Annotated in this window: 14 protein-coding genes and 1 pseudogene; 7 read left to right on the top strand and 8 right to left on the bottom strand. The window is 71.3% G+C overall.

Annotated features, from left to right (window positions below; all coding sequences use genetic code 11):
• A pseudogene (locus H7A73_RS11115) lies at positions 1–344 on the bottom strand (acyl-CoA desaturase); the annotation flags it as partial.
• Positions 345–531: 187 nt separating this feature from the next.
• Between H7A73_RS11115 and H7A73_RS11110 the strand changes: the two are divergent.
• A complete protein-coding gene (locus H7A73_RS11110) occupies positions 532–1,578 on the top strand; it encodes a LacI family DNA-binding transcriptional regulator (RefSeq protein ID WP_182066005.1) in 1,047 nt (348 codons plus the stop codon).
• A 115-nt stretch (positions 1,579–1,693) separates the two neighbouring features.
• Here H7A73_RS11110 and H7A73_RS11105 read toward each other — a convergent pair whose 3' ends face one another.
• Genes H7A73_RS11105 through H7A73_RS11090 form a run of 4 tightly spaced genes read right to left on the bottom strand, consistent with a single transcriptional unit; the run spans position 1,694 to position 7,376 of the window.
• Positions 1,694–4,207 (bottom strand): TIM-barrel domain-containing protein, encoded by a 2,514-nt coding sequence (locus H7A73_RS11105; protein ID WP_182066004.1) that lies wholly within the window; start codon positions 4,205–4,207, stop codon positions 1,694–1,696.
• A 10-nt stretch (positions 4,208–4,217) separates the two neighbouring features.
• Positions 4,218–5,126 carry a carbohydrate ABC transporter permease gene (locus H7A73_RS11100; protein WP_182066003.1) on the bottom strand — a complete coding sequence of 303 codons (909 nt, stop codon included), beginning with the start codon at positions 5,124–5,126 and terminating at the stop codon, positions 4,218–4,220.
• Positions 5,123–6,079 carry a carbohydrate ABC transporter permease gene (locus H7A73_RS11095; RefSeq protein WP_182066002.1) on the bottom strand — a complete coding sequence of 319 codons (957 nt, stop codon included), beginning with the start codon at positions 6,077–6,079 and terminating at the stop codon, positions 5,123–5,125. Before H7A73_RS11095 ends, H7A73_RS11100 begins: the two co-directional genes overlap by 4 nt.
• A 25-nt stretch (positions 6,080–6,104) precedes the next feature.
• Positions 6,105–7,376 (bottom strand): ABC transporter substrate-binding protein, encoded by a 1,272-nt coding sequence (locus tag H7A73_RS11090; RefSeq protein ID WP_182066001.1) that lies wholly within the window; start codon positions 7,374–7,376, stop codon positions 6,105–6,107.
• A gap of 214 nt (positions 7,377–7,590) precedes the next feature.
• Between H7A73_RS11090 and H7A73_RS11085 the strand changes: the two genes are divergently transcribed.
• Complete coding sequence (locus H7A73_RS11085) at positions 7,591–9,426, top strand: BCCT family transporter (RefSeq protein WP_259362840.1); 1,836 nt, start codon at positions 7,591–7,593, stop codon at positions 9,424–9,426.
• A 174-nt stretch (positions 9,427–9,600) separates the two neighbouring features.
• Here the strand turns inward: H7A73_RS11085 and H7A73_RS11080 are convergent, their stop codons facing one another.
• Positions 9,601–10,755, bottom strand: coding sequence for a low temperature requirement protein A (locus tag H7A73_RS11080; protein ID WP_182066000.1), 1,155 nt, complete (start codon positions 10,753–10,755; stop codon positions 9,601–9,603).
• A gap of 151 nt (positions 10,756–10,906) precedes the next feature.
• On the opposite strand from H7A73_RS11080, the gene H7A73_RS11075 reads away from it, so the two are divergent.
• The 3 genes from H7A73_RS11075 to H7A73_RS11065 all read left to right on the top strand — a co-directional run bounded on the left by H7A73_RS11075 (position 10,907) and on the right by H7A73_RS11065 (position 17,354).
• Positions 10,907–16,375 (top strand): discoidin domain-containing protein, encoded by a 5,469-nt coding sequence (locus H7A73_RS11075; RefSeq protein ID WP_182065999.1) that lies wholly within the window; start codon positions 10,907–10,909, stop codon positions 16,373–16,375.
• Between the two features lie 58 nt (positions 16,376–16,433).
• Complete coding sequence (locus tag H7A73_RS11070) at positions 16,434–16,790, top strand: nuclear transport factor 2 family protein (protein WP_182065998.1); 357 nt, start codon at positions 16,434–16,436, stop codon at positions 16,788–16,790.
• A gap of 267 nt (positions 16,791–17,057) precedes the next feature.
• Positions 17,058–17,354 carry a hypothetical protein gene (locus H7A73_RS11065; RefSeq protein ID WP_182065997.1) on the top strand — a complete coding sequence of 99 codons (297 nt, stop codon included), beginning with the start codon at positions 17,058–17,060 and terminating at the stop codon, positions 17,352–17,354.
• On the opposite strand, the gene H7A73_RS11060 is transcribed toward H7A73_RS11065, so the two are convergent.
• Positions 17,323–18,243: an NmrA family NAD(P)-binding protein gene (locus H7A73_RS11060; RefSeq protein WP_182065996.1), complete on the bottom strand. Its 921-nt coding sequence runs from the start codon at positions 18,241–18,243 to the stop codon at positions 17,323–17,325. The genes H7A73_RS11065 and H7A73_RS11060 overlap by 32 nt on opposite strands.
• Positions 18,240–18,833, bottom strand: coding sequence for a MarR family winged helix-turn-helix transcriptional regulator (locus H7A73_RS11055; RefSeq protein WP_182065995.1), 594 nt, complete (start codon positions 18,831–18,833; stop codon positions 18,240–18,242). The genes H7A73_RS11060 and H7A73_RS11055 overlap by 4 nt, the downstream gene beginning before the upstream one ends.
• A 91-nt stretch (positions 18,834–18,924) precedes the next feature.
• Between H7A73_RS11055 and H7A73_RS11050 the strand changes: the two genes are divergently transcribed.
• The gene (locus H7A73_RS11050; RefSeq protein ID WP_182065994.1) at positions 18,925–20,106 is read left to right on the top strand and encodes an epoxide hydrolase family protein; all 1,182 of its coding nucleotides are present in this window, start codon (positions 18,925–18,927) and stop codon (positions 20,104–20,106) included.
• Positions 20,107–20,193: 87 nt separating this feature from the next.
• Positions 20,194–21,366: an ROK family transcriptional regulator gene (locus H7A73_RS11045; RefSeq protein WP_111235216.1), complete on the top strand. Its 1,173-nt coding sequence runs from the start codon at positions 20,194–20,196 to the stop codon at positions 21,364–21,366.
• Positions 21,367–21,511 lie beyond the last annotated feature (145 nt).

Below are 21,511 nucleotides of genomic sequence, written 5' to 3'. Positions count from 1 at the left end.
GTGCCGAGCCAGCGGCCCGCACGGTCGTTCCACTTCTGGGACTCGAACACCTGACGGTGCGCAGCCTCGTGCGACAGGAACGCGAACTGCGTGAACAGCACACCCAGCGCACCGGCCACGATCAGCTGGAACCACGAGTCACCCAGGAACGCGAACGCGACCCAGGCGAGGGCGAGGCTGCCGACGAGTGCGCCGAACAGTGCCCAGTAGAAACCGGTACGACGGCGGAGCAGGCCGTTCTCCTTCACCTGCGCCAGCAGCGCGGAGTAGGTCGAGGTGCCCTTGCGGGCTCCCGTAGCGGGACGAGTGCGGGTGTAACCCGGAGCGAGCGGAGTGGTGGTCATGAGGACCGACCTTCTTGACGGACCGACCCTTCAGCCGGTTCGAGAGAGTTCACGCGATTGCGCTTGGGGCGACCCTAGGTGCCGAACATGCGTGTTGACCGTGCTGTCCGGAACCCGTCGTCCACCAGCCGGCCCGACCCGTCCGTTCCGCCCCGTCCATCCCGCGTCCGCCCGCTACGGTGAGCGGATGGGCAAGGTCACGCTGCAGGACGTCGCCGCGCACGCCGGCGTCTCGATGAAGACCGTGTCCAACGTCGTCCGCGGCTACCAGCACGTCAGCGACCCGATGCGCAGCCGGGTACAGGCCGCCATCGACGAGCTCGGCTACCGCCCGAACGTCTCGGGCCGGTCCCTGGCGACCGGACGCTCGAACATGCTCGCCTTCGCGTTCCCCGACCTGCGTCGTCCCTACTTCGCGGAGCTCGCCCACGTGTTCTCGCGGGTGTGCGCCGACCGCGGCTACCAGCTCCTGCTCGAGGAGACCGGCGGTGACCCGGACGGCGAGCGCTCGGCGGTGCGGGGACGTGAGGCCGGAGTGGTCGACGGGGTCGTGATCCACCCGCAGGTGCTCACACCCGAGGCGATCGACCGGATCCGCGGGGACACCGCCGTGGTGTTCCTCGGCGAGGACGTCCGACCCCCGCACGCCGACCAGGTCGTGATCGACAACGCCGGGGCCGCCACCGAGGCCGTCGCGCACCTCGTGGCGCTCGGCTGCCGCCGCATCGGGTTCTTCGGGCACGAGACCGGCCCGTCGTCGCGCACGTCCGGACTGCGTCTGGACGGCTACCGCGCCGGACTCGTCGCCGCGGGCCTGCCGCTCGACGACGCGTTGCTGGTCCCCCGCGAGGTCGGTGACGCCGCCGGCGCCGAGGTCGCCTTCGGTGCCGCGCTCGACGCCGGACTCCACGTCGACGGGCTGCTCTGCCGCGACGACCTGGCCGCACTCGGGGCGCTCCGCGCCATGCGCCTGCGCGGCCTGGACGCACCCCGCGACGTCGCCGTCGTCGGCTGGGACGCGGTCGGCCTCGGGTCGAGCCTGGTGCCGAGCCTGACCTCTGTCGCGCCCGACACGGTCGCCCTCGCGGGCACCGCGCTCGACCTGCTGGTCGAGCGGATGGACGGCTCCGACGTGCCCGGCCGGTTGGTCACGGTCGGCCACCGCCTGCTCGTGGGCGAGAGCGCGCCGTACGCGGACGGCTCGTCCGACCGGGCGGCGCACCAGGGCGCGTGAGGGGCGGACTGGAGGCCCGTGGCGCCCCCGCCACGGGCCTCCAGTCCGGAGGGTGGCCGGCCCCAGGTCACGTGGCGGGTCGGACCACGGGCCTCCGGTACCCCGTCGACTGCCGTCAGCGACCTGCGGGAGCCGACTCCCCCGGGTGCACGCTGCCGAGCAGCTCGACGACGACGTCCCGCAGGGCGTCGGGCAGGCCGACGGTGCCGAGCTCGACGATGCGGTCCGCACGCGGCAGGTCCTTCGCCACGACCTCCCACGCCTCGAGCTTCTCCGGGTTGCCGGCCTGCGCGCCCTCGAGGACCCGCCGCACGGCGTCCCGTGCGTCGACACCGACGACCGGAGCGCCGACCAGCGTGACCGTTCCGCCCGACGCCGAGTCGACGGACACGTCGACCGAGAACCGGTCGGCAGACCGTGCCGATGTCGGTTGCCCGTCGGCCGGCGCGGCGAGGAACGTGACCCGCCAGTCGCGGTGGGCGGGGACGACGTCGAGGGCCCCGGTGGTGGCGTGCACCCGGAACTCGGCGTGCTCCGGGTCCCAGGTCAGGCGGGTCCGGGCCGTGCGGCTGCCCTCCCCCTCGTGGTCCTCGACCAGGGTGAAGTCACCCGCCGCGTCCGGTGCGACGAAGACCTCGAACGCCGTCGGGTTGACGGTGGCGTCGAGCTGGTCGGCCGCCGCGAGCGGCAGGATCCCACCGGCGCGCAGCAGGACCGGCACCGTGTCGAGCGTGCGGTACAGGTCGACGAACCGGTCGCCCGCGTACACCGTGCCGGTGAAGACGTCGGTCCAGGTGCCCGGCGGCAACCAGGCCCGGGCGACCCCGTGCCGGCTGACCGGGTCGCGCGGTGCGACGATCGGGGCGACGAGCAGCTCCGAACCGAACGCGTAGGTGTTCGGCACCCGGTACGCCTCGTCGCGCCGCGGCTCCAGGTGGTAGAGCGGTCGGACCAGCGCGGTGCCCTCGGCCGTGCTGTGGTTCATCGTGTGCAGGTACGGCACCAGGCGGTGACGGAAGCGGAGCGCCTCACCCATCGCGGCACGGGCCTCGGCGGGGAACACCCACGGCTCCTTGCGGATGAACGGGTTGTTCGCGGAGTGCAGGCGCATGATCGGTGAGAACACCCCGAACTGCACCCAGCGGGTGGCGAGCTCGTCGTCACGGACGCCGCGGGTGTGACCGCCGATGTCGTGGCTCCACCAGGGGTAGCCGATGTTCGCGGCGGTGGCGGTGAACTCGGGCTGGAACGCCAGGGACGCCCACGACACGACGGCGTCACCGGAGAACCCGACGGCGTACCGGTGGCTGCCGGGGCCGGCGTAGCGCGAGAAGGTCATGCCGTCGACGGGCGCTGCGGGTGCTCCGGCGGCGGTGGCGGTGTCGCTGGCGGTGGCGGTGACCGCGGTCGTGTCGGCGGCTGCGTCTCCGCCCGACGCCGCGTGTCGCGCCGAGTCGAGCAGGTGGAAGTGGTTGAGCAGCCACAGCGGGTCGACCCCGGGCAGCCCGGTCTCACGACCCTGCTGCCAGTCGATCCACCAGAAGTCGACGCCCTGCTCCTCGAGCGGACGGTGCAGGTGTTCGAAGTAGGCATGCAGGAACCGGCGGTCCGTCGGGTCGAACGGGATCGGCTGCTCGGTCTCCGGGTCGACGCCCATCGCCCGCGCCACCGCGGGGTAGGCGTCCTCGAACGCCCGCACGCCGTCGGCCGGGTGCAGGTTCAGCGTCGTGCGCATCCCCCTTCGGTGCAGTTCGGCGAGGAACGCCCGCGGGTCCGGGAACAGCGACGGCTCCCACGAGTACCCCGTCCAGCCGTTGCCGAAGCGCGGTGGGACCGAGTCCACCCGGTGCCAGTCCATGTCGATGACGGCGACCGAGAACGGCAGGTGCTCCTCCGCGAAACGGTCGAGCAGTTCCAGGTACGAGGCGTCGCTGTACGGGTGATACCGGCTCCACCAGTTGCCGAGCGCCCACCGCGGCATCCGCGACGGCGGCCCGGAGACGGAGTGGTACGTGCGGAGTGCCGCGTCGTAGTCACGCCCGTACGCGAAGACGGTCACGTCGCGGCGCCCGGGGACCCGCGTGCCGATCCAACCGTCGTCGGCGAACAGGAACGACTCGCTGTCGTCGAGCGCGGTGATGCCGTCGCGGGCCAGGATCCCTGGTTCGAGCGGCATCCGGCCGTCGACGTCGTCGAGGGTGCGGCCGGTGCCGCCGAGGTCGCGCGGCTCCTGCCCCCAGCGCCAGCGGTTGGCGTCCGGGCCGGTGGTCTCGACGACCAGGCCGCTCGGGCTGAAGGGACGACCGTCGTAGCGCAGGCGGGCGCGGTCGGTGGTGACGACCACGCCGTCGGTGTCGGTGCTGCCGCCGCCCGTCCGCTCGACGGCGAACGCCGGCACGGGCAGGCGGCGGCGCATCGCGAAGGTCGACGCCCGGTCCTCGAACCCGCCGTCGTCGCTCCACTCGATCCGGAAGGCCCCGGCGTCGAGCACGGTGATGCGCCAGTGCTCGCCGGTGACCACGGCCGCGGGGTCGGCGACCGGGTCCGAACCCGGGAACGGACGGATGGTGGGGAGGACGGTGCCGGTGCCGGTGCCGGTGCCGGTGGTGCTGGTGGTGCTGCTGCTCACGTGGTGCCTCTCAGCTCTTGACCGCACCCTGCGTCACGCCGCTGATGACCCAGCGCTGCGCGAACAGGTAGACGATGATCGTGGGTGCCATCGCCATCAGGTACGAGGCGAAGGCGACGTTGTAGTTGGTGCCGAACTGACTCTGGAAGATGTTCTGGACCACGGGCAGGGTCTGCAACCCCGGATCAGCCGTGATGAGCGACGGCATCATGAAGTCGTTCCACGATGCCAGGAACGCGAAGATGCCGACCGTCGCGTTCATCGGGCCGAGGAGCGGCAGGATGATCCGCCAGAAGATCTGCCACGTGGACGCCCCGTCGATGCGGGCGCTCTCCTCGAGCTCGACGGGGATCGACCGCAGGTACGCCGAGTAGAGGAGCACGCTGAACGACAGTTGGAACATGGCGTGCAGGATCCCGACGCCGATCGGGTTGTCGAGGCCGATCTCGGCGGTCAGCTTGATCTGCGGCAGCGCCACCACCGGGAACGGCAGGAACATCGCCGCGAGCAGGTAGACGAACGAGTACCGGAAGAACCGCTTGTGCCAGTTCCGGACGATCGCGTACGAGGCGAACGAGCTGAGCAGCAGCGTCGCGACGACGGTGAGCGCCGCGACGCCCAGGGACACCGAGAAGGACACCGGGAACCGGGTCAGCTGCCAGGCCTCGGCGAACGAGCCCGGGTTGAACGGGAACGGCAGCGACAGGGCGTTGCCGTCGACTGACTGCTCGGTCGTCTTGAACGCCATCGAGAGCGTGACGTACAGCGGGATGAGCACGGTCAGCGACGCGAGGCCGAGGACCACGGTCAGCGTCCAGTTCGTGCCGCCCAGTCGTCGGCGGTGGCCGCGCCCGGAGCGACCGCCGCCGGTGGTCACGGTGCGGGTGTCGGTCGGGGGTCGTGTGTCGATGGCGGTCATGCGAGTCGCAGGTTCCTTCCGCGGGTCGCCGCGAGCTGCAGCACGGAGATGAGGACGGTGATGATGAAGAACACGGTCGCGTTCGCCATCTGGTAGGCGTAGTCGCCGCCCGTGAAGCCGCCGAAGATGGTCATCGCGACGCTGCTCGTCGCGCTGCCGGGGCCACCGTTGGTCAGACCGACGATCACGTCGTAGGCGCCGAGGTAGCCCTTCACACCGAGCACGGTGTTGATGACGATGAAGCCGCCGAGCAGCGGGAGCGTGATCGAGCGGAGCTGCTTCCAACCGGTTGCGCCGTCGAGCGCACTCGCTTCGTACAGCTCCTCGGGGATGGACGTCAGGCCCGCCGTGTAGATCAGGAGCGCGCCGGGCACGGTCTGCCAGGCGGACACGATCACGATCGCGAGCCAGGCCAGGTTCGGGTCGCCGAGGATGCTCTGCTCGAGCGGGCCGAACCCGACGCTCGTGGCCAGGGCCGGCACGGTGTTCGAGAACAGGAAGTTGAACACGTAGGCGACGATGATCCCCGAGATCACCATCGGGATGACGAACACCGACCGCAACCCGGCGGCGAACCGGATCTTCTTCGCCAGGGCGATCGCCAGGGACAGCGCGACGACCTGCGTGACGACGACGGTGACGGCCGCGAAGCCGAGCGTGAAGCCGTACGACGCCAGGATCGCAGGGTCGGAGACGAGCGCCCGGTAGTTCTCGGCGCCGATGAAGTCCCACTGCCCGAACCCGAGGTAGTCGGTGAAGCTGTAGAAGACGCCGACGCAGGCGGGCGCGACGACGAACGCCGTGAACAGCACGAGGGCGGGCACGAGGAACAGGTAGTACATGCCCTCCGTGCGCCGGAGGGACCCGGCACGACGGTGCGTGCGGGCGGCCGCGGTCGCCGGCCCGGAGGTCTGCGGGTCGGTGTCGCGGGAGAGCGGGGTCTGCATGGTCATGGTGGCTCCTGTGTCCTGGTCCGGCTCAGACCGTCGCGGAACGGCCGGCGAGCCGCCGCCAGTCCGAGTCGAGCCGCTGCAGCATCGAGGTGAAGTCCCCGCTCCGGATCGCCGACTGCAGGTAGTTACCGAGCGGGATCGACGTGGGGATGAAGGTGCCGGCGCCCTGGTAGAACGCGGCGTCGTCGACGTACCGCTGCAGGCCGGCGAGACGCTCGTCCTGCTGCGGCGGTGCGTCGATGCGTGGCGAGTACGCCAGGTTGTCGCGGTTGTAGGCGTCGATGACCTCGGGCTGCATGAGGAACTCGACGAGCTCCTTCGCCTGCTCCGGGTGCTCGGACGCCGTGGGGATCCAGAGCCCCAGGTCGATGTTGACCCGGGCCTTGCGGTCGGCCGGGTCGTTCGACACCGGCAGGGCGAAGGTGCCGACGGGCAGCTCGTCGTCGATCAGCGCGATCTGCCCGAGCGCCCACGGGCCCTGCAGGTACATCGCGGCCTCGCCCTTGCCGAACGCCAGGTTGCCGTCGGCGTAGGCCCGGGTGGCGTGGTCGCGGTTGAAGAAGGACGAGATGGTCTTCGCACGCTCCATCGGCACCGCGAAGTCCTTCTCGAACGACACCTCGGAGTCCGGGCCGACGTCGGCGCCGAGGGCCTTCATCTTGCGGAAGAACGAGCCGGTGTCGACGAGGCTGCCCACCGAGTAGTCGAACAGGCCCTGCCAGAGCGTCCAGGTGTCCCGGTCAGTGGCGTAGATCGGTGTGGTGCCGGCCTTCTGCAGTGTGCGGCAGACCTCGACGAACTCGTCCCACGTCGTCGGGACCGGCAGGTCGTGGTCGGCGAAGATCCGCTTGTTGTAGATCACCCCGGCTGCGGCGAGCGAGTACGGCAGCACGCTCGTGCGGTCCTCGAACTTCGCGTACTGGTTCGTCAGGGTGTCGATGTCCGGTCGGACCCGCGCTGCCGACGGCAGGTCGCTGAGGTCGCTGAGCACGCCGCGCGAGATGTACCGGGCGAGCTCGAGGTTGTCGTTGAAGCACCCGACGTCCGCCGGTTCACCGCGCACGAACTGCGGGGCGATGGCCGCCGTGCTGTCGTGCACGACCGACATGCCGGCGTGTTCCCCCTCGAACTTCCGCAGCAGCTTGTCGAAGTACGCGATGACCTCCTGCTTCTGCTCGTAGAAGCGGAGTGTCGTGGCAGCACCGGCGGCACGCCCCGGGGTCGCGCACCCGGCGAGCGCCATCGTGCCGAGTGCGATGCCACCGGCCGCGCCCGCGAGGAACCCCCGCCGGCTCACCGCCGCCTGGAGTGTTGCGGTCCTGCTTCCCACCATCGGGTCTCTCCCTCGTCGCGCATCGTCGCGCAGCCTCTTGTTTACAGCGCTGTAAAGCCTACGTCAACGTTGTAATCGCATGTGGCGGTGGTCGGTGCGCCCCACGGCCACGCCTTGACGGCACGCCACGACACGCCTGCACGAACGCACAGGAACCCGAGCAGGCACCATGGTCCGCATGGCAAGCACCGCTCCTCCCCTGCCCGGGCCCGTGACCATGACAGCGCAGTTGCGGCGGTGGGTGTTCTGGCCCGCCGCCGTCATCGTGCTGGGGTTCGTGGCGTTCACCTTGATCTCCCCCTCCACCGCCGAGGCGCTGTTCCTCGGTCTGCAGGACGCCATCGTCGAGAACTTCAGCTGGTACTACGTGCTCATCGCCGCGTTCTTCGTCGGCTTCTCGCTGTTCGTCGGCTTCAGCCGGTTCGGTGACATCAAGCTCGGCAAGGACCAGGACGAGCCCGAGTTCTCGACCGGCTCGTGGTTCTCGCTGCTCTTCGCCGCCGGCATGGGCATCGGCCTCGTCTTCTACGGGGTGTCCGAACCGCTCAGCCACTTCGCCTCGCCGCGGCCCGGTGTCACCGGCACCGAGAACGAGCTCGCGCAGCAGGCCCTGACCCAGACGTTCCTGCACTGGGGTCTGCACGCCTGGGCGATCTACGTGGTGCTCGGGCTCGCTCTGGCGTACGCGATCCACCGCCGGGGTCGCCCGGTGTCGATCCGCTGGGCCCTCGAACCCCTGCTCGGCAACCGCGTGCGCGGCGGCTGGGGCAACCTGATCGACGTGATCGCCCTGGTCGGCACGCTGTTCGGCGTCGCGACCTCGCTCGGCCTCGGGGTCATCCAGATCGGCGCCGGACTCGAGAGCGCAGGCATCGCCGACAGCAGCATCGTCAGCCAGATCGCGATCATCGCCGTGATCACCGCCGTCACGATCGTCTCGCTCGTCACCGGTGTGACCAAGGGCATGAAGATCCTGTCGAACTTCAACCTGCTGCTCGCCGCAGCGCTGCTGCTGTTCGTGCTCATCGTCGGGCCGACGCAGTTCCTGCTCCGCGACTTCGTGCAGTCGATCGGTTCCTACCTGCAGAACATCGTCGGCCTGTCGTTCAACGTCACCGCCCAGCAGGGCGCCGAGGGCGTGGCCTGGCAGGGTGCCTGGACCACCTTCTACTGGGGCTGGTGGATGTCGTGGGCGCCGTTCGTCGGTGTCTTCATCGCCCGCATCTCCAAGGGCCGTACCGTCCGGCAGTTCGTCTTCGGCGTCCTGCTCGTGCCGACCGCACTCACGTTCCTGTGGTTCGCCGTCCTCGGCGGCACCGCGATCCACCGCCAGACCGACGGCTCGGGGGGCCTGATCGGCTCGGACGGCTCGGTCGACATCGAGGGGTCGCTGTTCGCGGTCCTCGGCGACCTGCCCGCCGGCGTGGTGCTGACCTACGGCGCGATCCTGCTCATCGGCGTGTTCTTCGTGACCTCGTCGGACTCCGGGTCGCTCGTGATGGCGATGATCGCGTCGGGCGGTGACATCGAGCCGAAGAACTGGCTGCGGGTCTTCTTCGCCGGGGTCGCTGCGCTGCTCGCCGTCGCCCTGCTGCTCAGCGGCGGACTCAACGCGCTGAAGACCGCGGCGATCACGACCGCGTTGCCGTTCAGCATCGTCCTGCTGCTCACCTGTTGGTCGACGATCATCGCCTTCACGCGCGAGCGCCGTGCCTACGACAAGGCCGAGCGCGAGGTCCTGCTCGAGCACGTCGGCGCCTACTACGGCCTGGAGGTCGAGGCGCCGACCGAGCGTCCGGCACGGTCCGGCCTCGGCCGCCCCTGGGCCGCGGTGAAGAACCGCGTGCGCGGCGGCCGCGGAACCGCGGCCCCGACGCCGACGGTGGGCGCGGGCGCGCTCGAGGACTTCCCCGTGCGGCCGTCGTCGATCTCGGCCGACCCGGCGGTGGATCCGAGCCTCGACGCGCGTCCGGCGTCGGACGACGGGCGCGCGACGGAGCAGCCCGGGCGCTGACGTGGCGCGCGGCGCGCCAAGCGCCGCACGCGCCGCGTGGTGCGAGGTTCCGTGTTCGGTGCGACGAACGTGCCCTCGCACCAGAGACGCAACCGCGCACGGGCCGTCGACGCGACCACCTGACGGACAGGAGGCACGGTGTCAGCTGGCACCGTGCCTCCTGTCCGTCGTCGGTCAGGTCTCGGTCCGTGCGGACGCGACCTCGAGGGTCACGACGACCGCCACCACGGCGAGCGCCGTGACCGGCAGCGACACCGCCGGCACCGCGATCGACGCCAGGACCAGGAGCACCAGGGCCACCACGACGGCGTTGGCCCGCGCCGACAGTGACGGGCGGATCGCGAGCGCCCAGATCGACAGCACGAACACGGCGACCGGCACCGCGACGGTCGCCGCGATCGAGGCGGACGACAGCGCGACGTGTCCGGCGTCGGCGCTGACCGCGACCTCGATGCCGGCGGGCAGGGCACCGGCGGCGGCGAAGACGAAGTAGTGGCCGTAGCCGAACACGAGCGCGGTGGGCAGCGAGCGGATGTGCGCGTGCTGCTCGCGGGAGAAGTAGATCCACCACATGCCGACGGTGATCACCAGCCCGCACCCCGCGAGCGCCAGCAGGGCCCCGAGGTGCTCGGTGTGCGCGAGGGCGTCGATCACCGCACCGGCCGAGGCCACCAGCCCCTCGCCCAGGACGATGAGGGTGAACAGCGAGAACCGCTCGGCCAGGTGCCGGGTGTGCCACGGGGCCGTGCCCGTCGAGGTCTGCGCCCAGATCGGCACGGAGAGCTCGGCGAGCACGAGGAACGGTGCCGCGTACGACCAGACGTCGTCGGGCAGGGCCAGGGAGACGACCCAGAGCACCTGCACGACCGTGATGCCGACGGCGTGCAGGGTGGCTGTCCTGCGGTAGCGGGTGGAGGACGCGGCGGCGCGGATCCACTGCCCGACCAGGGCCAGCCGCATGACGACGTAGCCGATGACGCCGATCGTGAAGTCGTTCTCGACCATGGCGGCGTGCACCCCGGCGGCGAGGACGAGCACCCCGGCCATCTGCACGAAGGTCATCACCCGGTAGAGCCAGTCGTCGGTGTCGAACGACGTGGCGAACCAGGTGAAGTTCATCCACGCCCACCAGATCGAGAAGAACACCAGCCCGTAGGCCAGGACGGCGGAGGTGACGTGTCCCTCGAGCTCGATCTCGTGCAGGTTCGTCGCGGCGAAGCCCACCGCGACGACGAACACCAGGTCGAACAGGAGCTCCAGGGGGCTCGCGGCCCGGTGTCGCTGGTCGGGGTCGCGCGGCACCATCCGCCGCAGTCCGATGGTCGGCATGGGGGCAACGGTAGGGCATCCCCGGAACGCGGACCACTGACGGCGGGACCGGCCCTGCCGATCTGTCCGTGTGCAGGCCCCGCACCACCAGACCCAGCCCGTCCCGGCCGTGTACGTCGTGTCCGGCCGATCCCCTCCGACAGGAGTCCCGGTGACCTCACCGCGTCCCGCCGTCCGTCCCAGGTCGTTCCGCGGAGCGGCCGTCAGCGCCACCGCCGGCGCACTGGCCGCCGCCACGCTGCTGGCGTTGGCCGTCACCCCGGCGAACGCCGCGACCTCGGACACTCCGCGCTCACCGGCCGATCCGACCGCTGCGGTGGCCGCACAGGAGGGCCAGCCTGGAGGCCCGTCCAGCGTCGGTCCCGCCGCCGACGGCGTGCAGGTGGGTTCCGGTTCCTACGCGCCGGCCCCGCCGGACGAGCTCACGGACATCGCCGACGTGCGGAAGACGCTGGACCAGGAGCTGTACGTCGACCCGTCGAAGGCCGGCGAGCCGGTGCCGACGAACCAGTGGTGGACGGACCTGCTGGTCAGCAAGTACTCCGGCGACATGTGGGCGTACCCGTTCGTCTCGTCGAACAGTGCTGCGGGCACGAAGCTCACGATCCCGACGCGGTGGAACAGCGACGGCACGGCGATGCGTCTGGAAGCCCCGGTGACGGTCGGCGGGACCGTCGAACCGAGCCCGGACGCGAGCGACCGCACCCTCGCCGACTTCGAGGACGGCCTGCCCGACGGCTGGACCGCGACCGGCGACGCCTTCACCGCCACCGCCAGCGGGACGGCCAGCGGGCAGAGCGCGGTCTCCGGGTGGCTCGGCGGACGCTTCCTGAACTCGTTCACCGACGAGGACGGCGACGGCGCGACGGGGACGCTCACCTCGCCGACCTTCAACATCGACCGTTCGACCCTGGCGTTCCTGGTCGGCGGTGGCCGGCACCCCGACCACGAAGCCGTGCAGCTCCTGGTCGACGGGGACGTCGTGGCGAGCAGCACCGGGACGGACAGCGAGCAGCTGCGCTGGGAGAGTTGGGACGTCTCCGCTCACCGGGGGCAGTCCGCGCAGCTGCGGATCGTCGACGATCTGCGGGCCGGGTGGGCACACGTGCTGGTCGACCAGGTCCTGCTCACCGACACCCCGGACGGTCTCGCCGACCGCTTCACGACCACGTTCCGGGCGAAGCAGGCCGACGCGCTCCGCTGGGGTGACTGGAACGTCAGCTGGCGGATGCCGCAGGACGGCCCGGGCGGGCAGTACATGGACGTCACGAGCGTGCAGGGTTCGCCGTACGAGTGGTTCGAGTTCCACGGCATCAGCCCGCGCCTCACCCTGCAGGACGGTGCCGAGATCACCGACGGGGACGGCGAACCGCTCGACCTGCCGGTGACGACGGACCGGTTCGAGATCCGCCAGGACGGCCACGTCTTCGGCGTGCACGCCCCCGACGGGACGACCTTCACCCGTGTCGGGGACGCGCTGGAGGCATCGTCCGGCACGCCCTACCTGGTGCTCAGCGCGGTACCCGAGCAGGGCCTGTCCCTCGACGACCTGCACCGCACCGCCTTCGCGGTCCCCCGTGACACGACGATGACGTACTCGTACGACCCGGCGGCGGCGAACGTCCGCCAGCAGTGGGCGATCCGCACCGACGCGCTGCAGGGCGACGACCACGACACCGTGCAGGGCTGGCTGCAGCACCAGTACGCCGACGCCACCACGAACCTGCGCTTCACCGGCGCCACCTACGAGACCCCGCGCGGCACCATGCGGACCACCGTCGGCCACGGCGGCTGGACCCTGGACTACGCGTTCACGGGCATGACCCCGATCGGCGCCACACCCGAGGCGGTCGGCGACGACCCGTACTCCGAGGAGGTCATGCGCGAGTACCTGCACGAGTACGCCGCGAAGACGACGTACGGCGGAGACACCTACTGGGGCGGCAAGGACGTCCTGCAGCTCGCCGAGTACATGACGATCGCGCGGCAGATCGGTGCGACCGAGGACGCCCGGACGCTGCAAGCCACCCTCGAGCGCGCCCTGACCGACTGGTACACGTACACGGACGGCGAAGCGGAGCACTTCTTCGCGATGTACCCGACGTGGAAGGCCCTGATCGGGTTCGCCGACTCGTACGGATCGGCCCAGTTCAACGACAACCACTTCCACTACGGGTACTTCGCCGTCGCGACCGCCATGCTCGGCAGGGTCGACCACGACTGGGCCGCGGAGTACCAGGGCATGGCGACGCTCGTCGCGAAGCAGTACGCGAACTGGGACCGCGACGACGCCCGGTTCCCGCACATGCGCACGTTCGGCGTCTGGGAGGGCCGGTCGAACGCCGGTGGTGTGTCGTCACCCGGCGGCAACAACCAGGAGTCGTCGTCCGAGGCGATCCAGTCCGAGGCGGGGCTCTTCCTGCTCGGCTCGGTCCTCGGCGACGAGGAGATGCAGGCCGCCGGTGCCGTGCAGTACGTCACCGAGCGCGCCGCCGTCCGCGACTACTGGCAGAACGTCCGCGGCAACCCCGCCTCGGCGTCCTACGACGGCAACGGCGCGTTCCCGGACGAGTACGAGCACGGGCAGGCGGGGATCCTGTTCGACTCCGGGCAGGCCCACGCCACGTACTTCTCCGGTGACCCGGCCTGGATCTCCGGCATCCAGTGGATGCCGATCGCCCCGTGGTTCGACTACTTCGGCTGGGACCCGGGCTTCTCGAAGGCCCTGATGCGCGAGATGATGGCCGCCCGCCCGGGGTCCATCGGGCAGGCCGGCGTCACCGACGGCAACGCGGCACGCATCCAGATGCTCACGAAGAAGTGGTGGGGCGTGGGCAGCTACGGCGACGTCGAGATCACCCGCGACCGCCCGGCCGCGATCGGCGAGTTGCAGGACGCGATCCGCGCCGTCGAGGCGAACCACCCCGGCTACGTCACCCGACGCACCGCGGCGAACCCCCTGTACGACCCGGCCACCGACACCCTGCTGGTGAGCGTGGACGACAGCGGACGGGTGGTGTTCCCGGACCGGTACTGGACCCCGGACACCCTGCCGGCCGCGCTGGTGCCCGCCGAGCTCGACGGTCCCACCGCCGACCGGAACCCCCGGGACTGGCCGACGCCGTCACCGCTGATGCCGTTCCTGGTGGACGACTTCCGCGCCGACACCGCGACCATCGACCAGCTGTACGGCGTCGACCTCACCGACCACACCCCGGGCGAGGACACCGAGCACGCCGCGCGGGTGTTCAGCGGCATGGGCGACGCCCTCGGCAACGTCGTGCTCGGGTTCCTCGGACAGTACGACCCGGACACCTACGCCGACGTGCACGCCGCGCTGTGGGCCGCCGACGACCCGGCAGTGACCGGACAGTCGATGGCCGGCCTCGTGTACCACCAGGCGATGTCGAACCGGACCGTCGGCACCGAGGTCACCGACCGGCACACCTCCGACCCGCTCAGCCAGGTGTTCCGCGCACCCGACGGCACGATCAGCTACGTGCTCGACAACCCCGACACCGTCCAGCACACCTACGACGTCTACGAGGGCACCGAGGTGATCGGCCGGATCGCGGTCCCGGCGCAGACGCAGATCACGTCGCACCTGGACGCGCGGCTCACCGAGGTCGTCGTCAGTGCCGAGGGCGCCCCGAAGACGATCGTCCCCGGCGCGACCACGACCTTCACCGCCACCGGCTCCGACCAGTACGGCGCCACCGTCGCCCTGGACGACGTCACCTGGTCGACCGACACCGGCACGATCAGCGCCGACGGCGTCCACCGCGCATCGGAGCGCGCGGAGCGGGCGACCGTCACCGCCACGGTGGGCGGCGTGCAGGGGTCGTACGCCTTCCGGGTCGCACCGGCACCGGTCCTCACCGGATTCGACGTCACGCCCGGCTTCGACCGGCTCGTCGTCGGGACGCCACAGCGGTTCCGTGCCGCCGGCCACGACCAGTACGGCGACCCGGCGGACCTGCCCGCGGACGTCACCTGGTCGTACACCGGCGCCGGGAGCGCCGGGACCGACGGCACCGTGACGACCACCGCCGAAGGCTCCGGGTACGTCGTCGCGACCGGCGGCGGTGTCGAGGGCTCGGCGGTCGTCGCCTCGGTGACCTCGATCCCCGACGCCGCAGCGGGTGCCGACGTCGACGCGAGCTCCTCGGACGGCGGCAACGTCGCCGGGGAGGCCGTCGACGGGGACCGCAGCACCCGGTGGGAGAGCGCGCACGGCGTGGACGAGGTCGACTACACGATCGACCTCGGGCGACTGACCGATGTCGACACGGTGCGGGTGGACTGGGAGAACGCGGCCGCTGCCCGGTACGTGCTGCAGGTCCGGGACACCGCCGACGGTCCCTGGCGCGACGTGCGGACCGTCGACAAGACCACCGCCGACGCGGACACGGTGGCCGTCGGCGAGACCGCCCGGTTCGTGCGCCTGCACCTGACCGACCGGCTGACGGGGTACGGCTACTCCATCTGGGAGGTGCACGTGTCCGGCACCCCGGCCGCCTCGACCGTCGACGTCGAGGACGTGCTCGTCGCACCGCGCGCCGCGACCGTCCGCGCCGGTGACACGCTCCGGATGGCGGCCTACGGGTTCGACCACGACGGGTTCGGCGGCCGGCTCGCCGCGGACCGCACGGAGTGGACCGTCGACGGTGGCGGCGGTGTCGACCGGGACGGCGTCGTCACCGCAGCGGCCGAGGGCGGTGTGACCGCGACGGTCACGGCCACGATGCCGGAAGCGTCCGGGACGGCCACGGTCAGGACCCTCGACGGGGCGACCGACGGTGACGACGACGGAACCGCACCCGCCCGCTCTCGTGACGTGGCCGCCGGCAAGCCCGTCACCACTTCGTCGGACGAGCGCAGCGACCTGTCGGGCGGCAACGCGGTCGACGGCGACGCCCGGACCCGGTGGGCGAGCGGAGCGCGCGACGGCGAGTGGTTGGCTGTCGACCTCGGGCAGGTGGTGCCGATCGACCAGGTGCAGCTCGACTGGGAGGCCGCGTGGGCCGAGGCCTACCGCGTCCAGGTGCGCGACGACGACGACGCCCCCTGGCGGACCGTCGCGGAAGAAGCGCACGGGACCGGCGGCGAGGTGACCCACCGGTTGGAGGGCGACGACGTCACCGGCCGCTGGGTCCGGGTCGTCGCGGACCGTCGGCACACCGAGTTCGGTGTCTCCCTCTGGGACCTCCGCGTCACCTCGACGCAGGGCGAACCGACGCCGGACCTGGCACGACGGGCGACCGTGTCGTCGTCGGCCGACGAGGGCGACGGCGTCCCCGCACGGAACGCCGTGGACGGCGACCCGGGCTCGCGCTGGGCGAGCGGGCACACCGACGACCAGTGGCTCGCCGTCGACCTCGGCGCATCGCACCGCCTGCACGGCGCGGTGCTCCGGTGGGAGGACGCGTTCGGGCGCGCCTACCGGATCGAGGCGCGGAACGCGGGCGACGACGGGTGGACGACGCTCGCCATCGAGACGGACGGTGACGGCGCGACCGACCGGCACTCGCTGGACGGCTCGTGGCGGTACGTCCGCGTGCACGGTGTCGAACGCGCGACCCCGTACGGCTACTCGCTGTACGACCTCGAGATCCGGTAGCGCTGACGCCCTGTTTCCCGCACACTCGACCGAACAGCCGACAACCGACGGGGAGACCATGTCACAGCCGCTCGAATCGCTCATGCACGCCAACCTGTTCGAGGTGTTCGGGGAACGGGACCCAGAGCGCCGCCGGGCCGCGATCGAGCGCACGTACGCCCCGGACGTCGTGTTCATGGACCCTGACGAGGTCGTCACCGGGCGCGAGGCCCTGCACGCCAAGGCGCAGCGCCTGCTCGACGAGGCCCCCGGCTTCGTGTTCTCGCCGGCCGGCCCGGTCTACGAGAACCACGGGATGGGGTACCTCGCCTGGCACTTCGGCCCCGAGGGGCAGCCGCCCGTCGTGTCCGGCATGGACATCTGCTTCATCGAGGGCGACGTCATCGCGAAGGTCTACACGCTGCTGACCGCCTGACCACCCTCACACCTGCGGCGATCGTCGGGCGTGACCGATGCGGTCACCGCGACCGGCTGACGGACGGGAGGCCCGGTGCCAACTGGCACCGGGCCTCCCGTCCGCCTATCGGTACGGCTGTTCCGTTGCATGATCGAGACACCGGTCCGACCCGTCATGCGGCATGGTTGAGCCACCGATGGTGGACAGGACGGAGCACACGGTGGAACGAGTGGTGGGGTGGGCCACGGTCGCGGTGGTCGTCCGATGACGCGCACAGGCCCTGCGGTGAGTCCGCAGCCGTGGACACTGATCGCCGTCGTGGTGCTGGTTGGCTGGGCGGTCGTGACGGCGCTGCTGTTCCCGGTCACCGGGATGGACGAGCACGAGGGCCCCGGCGACCAGGTCTGGCGGACCTCGTCGAGTGCGCTCGGCGTGCCGCTCTCGCCCGAGTGGGACGTCCTCGTCTGGCTCGCCGCGCTCGCGCTGGTGCCGGTCGTCGTCGTCGGTCTCACGTTCCTGCTCCGTCGCCGACGACCGCACACCGCGCCCGTCAGTCCGTCGCCGGGTGGCCCTGCCCGCTGAGGTGCGCACGGAGCACGTCGCGGACACTCGTCCACGACTGCACGCCGTAGCGGTCGTTGTCGACGTGGTGCAGCTGCGCCTGCCCGCTGAACATGCTCACGAAGTACTGCATCCCCTGCCACGCCGGGAACGTCTCGTCGGGGTCCTTCGACAGGCGCTTGCCCACGGCGCTCATCGCGGACAGGGTCCCGGTGGTGCCGGCCCACTGCAGCCGGAAGCGCTCCCCCGTCAGCTCGCTCACGGTGCGTGCGACGTCACGGGCGGTGACCTGGTCGCCCGCCATCTCGATCACCCGCGGAGCATCGTCGTCCAGGGCGGCGAGCGCCGTGACCCGGGCGACGTCGTCCTTCGTGGTGAAGTCGAGCACCTGGTCCGCCGACGACCAGAACAGCACGAGCCGACGGCCGAACAGGATCATCGGGGCCTCGCCGGTCAGCAGGTCGGTGAACATGCCGGTCAGGATCGAGGTCGCCTGCACCGGGGCCGCGTCGAGGTCGGCGGCGAACTCACGCCGCAGCTCGAAGTTGCGGTTGGTGCCCGGTGCGATCCGCCGGTAGTCGGCCGAGTAGTCGGACGGGATGAACCGCCGGACGCCCGCCGCCACGGTCGCCGCGAGGAGCGCACGCTGGGCGTCGACGATCACCGGGCGGGTCCCGCTCACAGCGGAGACCACCACGTCGGACCCGCCGACGGCGCGGGTCAGGGCGTCGTGGTCGCCGTACTCGGCGGCGACGACGTCGACACGGGCGTCGCCGCCGAAGCGCTCTTCGGCGGTCCTGCTGCCGGGCCGGGTGAGGACCCGGACCCGCACGTCGTGCTGGGTGAGCTCGCGGACGATGCGGTGCCCGAGGTCGCCGGTGGCGCCGGCGACGAGGATGGTGGTGGTCATGGGCTGGGCCTCACTGCAGTGGTGGTCGACGTGGTCGTCGCGGTGCGCCGTCGGGATCGCTCCGGGACGGCGAGGGGGTGTTGGAACGTGGGGTCTGCCTGGTCCGGTCCGGCGGTGCCGAGCCCGGCGGTGAGCGCGACGCGGGCCAGGAGCCGACGCAGCGTCGTCTGTTCGTCGTCGTCCAGGTGTCGCATGAGCACGCCCTCGGCGCCGCGCAGGGCGGACCGGGTCCGGGCGAGCAGGGCACGGCCGGCGTCGGTGGGGTGGACCTGCCGTACCCGCCGGTCCGTCGGGGCCGGGCGGCGTTCGACGAACCCACCCGACTCGAGCGCGTCGACGATGTAGGTCATCTGGGTCTTGTCGATCCCGAGCCGCTGCGCGAGTCCGAGTTGCGACGACGGTTCCTCGGTGGTGATCGCGACGAGCACCTGGTACCCGCGGGACCCGCCCGGCACGTCGTCGACCGCCTCGCTGCCCATCCGTGTGAAGCCCTGGAGCGCCAGCGGCAGCGCCCACCCGAGCTCGGATTCGATCCCCTCGGCACCCCAGTCGATCTCGGGGAGCGCTCCTGCCGACGTCGGACTGTCCATGTCAGAGATCGTAGCCGGTCAAGATCGTCTTGTGCAAAGATCATCTGCAATCAAGACGGACAGCCGTCACCAACCGAGCAGCCGAGGACCCATGCCGGACACCACAGTCATCACCCCGTTCACCCTCGACGTCCCCCAGGCGGAGCTCGACGACCTGCGCGGTCGCCTGTCGGGAACCCGCTGGCCCGACGCCGAGACGGTCGAGGACACCTCGCAGGGACCCCGACTCGAGAAGGTCCGCGCCCTCGTCGAGCACTGGACGACGGAGTACGACTGGCGTCGGACCGAGGCGCTCCTGAACGGCTGGGGTCAGCACACCACCCACATCGACGGACTCGAGGTCCACTTCCTGCACGTCCGGTCTGCCGTCCCCGGTGCCCGCGCGCTCCTGCTCACCCACGGCTGGCCCGGATCCGTCCTGGAGTTCCGCCACGCCATCGGTCCGCTCACCGACCCGGTTGCGCACGGCGGCGACGCGGCGGACGCGTTCCACGTCGTGATCCCGAGCCTGCCCGGGTTCGGGTTCTCCGGCAGACCGACGACGACCGGGTGGAACACCGCTCGGACGGCCAGGGCCTGGTCGGTGCTGATGTCCCGGCTCGGCTACACGGACTGGTTCGCCCAGGGCGGTGACCTCGGCGCCACCGTCACCGCGGAGCTCGCAGCCCTGCAGGCCGCGGGGGACATCGGGCTCGGCGGCATCCACCTCAACATGGCGCTGTTCATGCCGACCGACGACGAAGCCCGGAACGCCTCCCCTGACGAGCAGGTCATGCTGCAGGAGAGCGGTCACTACTGGCAGGAGCTGTCGGCCTACTCGCAGCAGATGTCGACCCGCCCGCAGACCATCGGGTACTCGTTGGCCGACTCCCCCGTCGGACTGGCGTCGTGGATCTACGCCATGTTCCAGGACGTCGGCGGCTCGCACGACGAACACGGCGACGCCGAGCGGATCTTCCCGCTCGACGAGATCATCGACGACGTCATGCTCTACTGGCTGCCGAACACCGCTGCGTCCTCGGCGCGGATGTACTGGGAAGCCACCCGGACCGGCTGGGCCACCCCGGGCACCGTCGAGGAACCGCTGACCCTGCCCGTCGGACTGAGCATCATGCCCGGCGAGTACGTCCGCCGGTCGCGCCGCTGGGCGGAGCGCCGCTACACCGACCTGGTGTTCTTCAACGAGGTCGCGCGCGGCGGGCACTTCGCGATGCTCGAACAGCCGGCGCTGCTCGTCGACGACGTCCGGGCGACGTTCCGGAACCTGCGCTGACGCCGGACGGGAGGCACGGCGCCAGTTGGCACCGTGCCTCCAGGCCGTCACGGCGAGCGCTCCGGACCCGCCCGTTACGCTGTCCCCGTGTCAGAGCCGCGCCGCAGTCCGGGGAACCAAGCTTCACTGCGTGAAGCCAACCGGGGTCGGGTCGTCAGCGCGGTGAAACGGCACGGCGGGCTGACGCAGGTCGAGCTCGCCGGGGTGACGGGACTGTCCCCCGCGACCGTCTCGAACATCGTCAAGGAACTCGTCGCGACCGGCGCCCTGCACGCGACGCCGAGCACCTCGAGCGGCCGTCGGGCGCTCCGCGTGACGCTGCCGCACGGCCTCGGGTTGGTCGCCGGGGTGCACGTCTCACCGCGGCACCTGCGGCTGGCACTGTCGGACCTGAACGGCGCCGTCCTGGCCGAGCGGCACATGCCCCTGGCCCGTGACCACCGTGCCGACGCCGAGCTCGACAAGACCGCGCTGCTCGTGCTGGACATGGTGGAGTCCATCGAGTCGTCGATGGACGAGGTGCTCGCCGTCGGCCTCGCCGTCGCCGCCCCGATCGACGCGCGCACCGGGATGACGGCGCGCGGTGGGATCCTGCGCGGCTGGGACGGCGTCGCGCTCGGGCAGTCGCTCGCCCGGCGGATGGACAAGCCCGTGCAGGTCGACAACTCAGCCAACCTCGCCGCACTGGCCGAGCACCGGAGCGGGGCGGCCCGTGGCCGCGACACCGTGGTGACGCTCGACGTCGGCAACGGCATCGGTGCCGGACTCGTGCTCGGCGGGCACCTGTTCCGCGGGCACCACGGCATCGCCGGCGAGTTCGGACACACGCCCGTCCTGCCGAACGGGCCCCTGTGCCGGTGCGGCAACCGCGGCTGCCTGGAGGCGATCGCCGGCGCGCCCGCCGTGCTCGAGGGTGTCCGCGACGAGGTCGGCACCCTGAAGCTGGCGGACCTGATCCTGCGTGCGATGGGCGGCGACCAGGTCTGCATGCGCGCCGTGGCCGACGCCGGGCGCGCGATCGGTTCGGCGGCGGTGGGGCTCTGCAACGTCCTCGACCCGGAGCGGGTGGTGGTCACGGGCGAGTTCGCGCGGGCCGGTGAACTCCTGCTCGGCCCGATGCGGCACGCCCTCGAGTCGTCGTTGATCGTCGACGTGGACGGCACCCCGGACGTGGTGCAGGGGCAGCTCGGCGAGAAGGCCGCGGTGACCGGCGCGCTGGCCCTGGCGATCGAGGCCGTGGACGTGACGCGCGCACGCTAGGAGGACCCGCGCCGGGCCGTGCCGACCGGGCGCTCCGTGCTGCACCGGCCGTGCCGCTCCGTGCCCTCCGGGTAACGTTTTCGTCACGGCGCGCGGTCGTTGCGTTCAACTCTTGCAGCCAAGAACGCTCACTGTCACACTCAGG

Origin of the sequence: Curtobacterium sp. ME12, assembly GCF_903970855.1 — a bacterium.
GTDB classification, from domain to species: Bacteria; Actinomycetota; Actinomycetes; order Actinomycetales; family Microbacteriaceae; genus Curtobacterium; species Curtobacterium poinsettiae_A.
The sequence above is the reverse complement of the archived record's forward strand: the minus strand, read 5'-3'. Positions and strand labels throughout refer to the sequence as shown.

Coding starts and splice junctions, on each gene's coding strand:
- H7A73_RS11110 (WP_182066005.1), top strand. CDS start 532: ATGGGCAAGGTCACGCTGCAGGACGTCGCCGCGCACGCCGGCGTCTCG.
- H7A73_RS11100 (WP_182066003.1), bottom strand. CDS start 5,126: ATGACCGCCATCGACACACGACCCCCGACCGACACCCGCACCGTGACC.
- H7A73_RS11095 (WP_182066002.1), bottom strand. CDS start 6,079: ATGACCATGCAGACCCCGCTCTCCCGCGACACCGACCCGCAGACCTCC.
- H7A73_RS11085 (WP_259362840.1), top strand. CDS start 7,591: ATGGCAAGCACCGCTCCTCCCCTGCCCGGGCCCGTGACCATGACAGCG.
- H7A73_RS11080 (WP_182066000.1), bottom strand. CDS start 10,755: ATGCCGACCATCGGACTGCGGCGGATGGTGCCGCGCGACCCCGACCAG.
- H7A73_RS11070 (WP_182065998.1), top strand. CDS start 16,434: ATGTCACAGCCGCTCGAATCGCTCATGCACGCCAACCTGTTCGAGGTG.
- H7A73_RS11060 (WP_182065996.1), bottom strand. CDS start 18,243: ATGACCACCACCATCCTCGTCGCCGGCGCCACCGGCGACCTCGGGCAC.
- H7A73_RS11055 (WP_182065995.1), bottom strand. CDS start 18,833: ATGGACAGTCCGACGTCGGCAGGAGCGCTCCCCGAGATCGACTGGGGT.
- H7A73_RS11050 (WP_182065994.1), top strand. CDS start 18,925: ATGCCGGACACCACAGTCATCACCCCGTTCACCCTCGACGTCCCCCAG.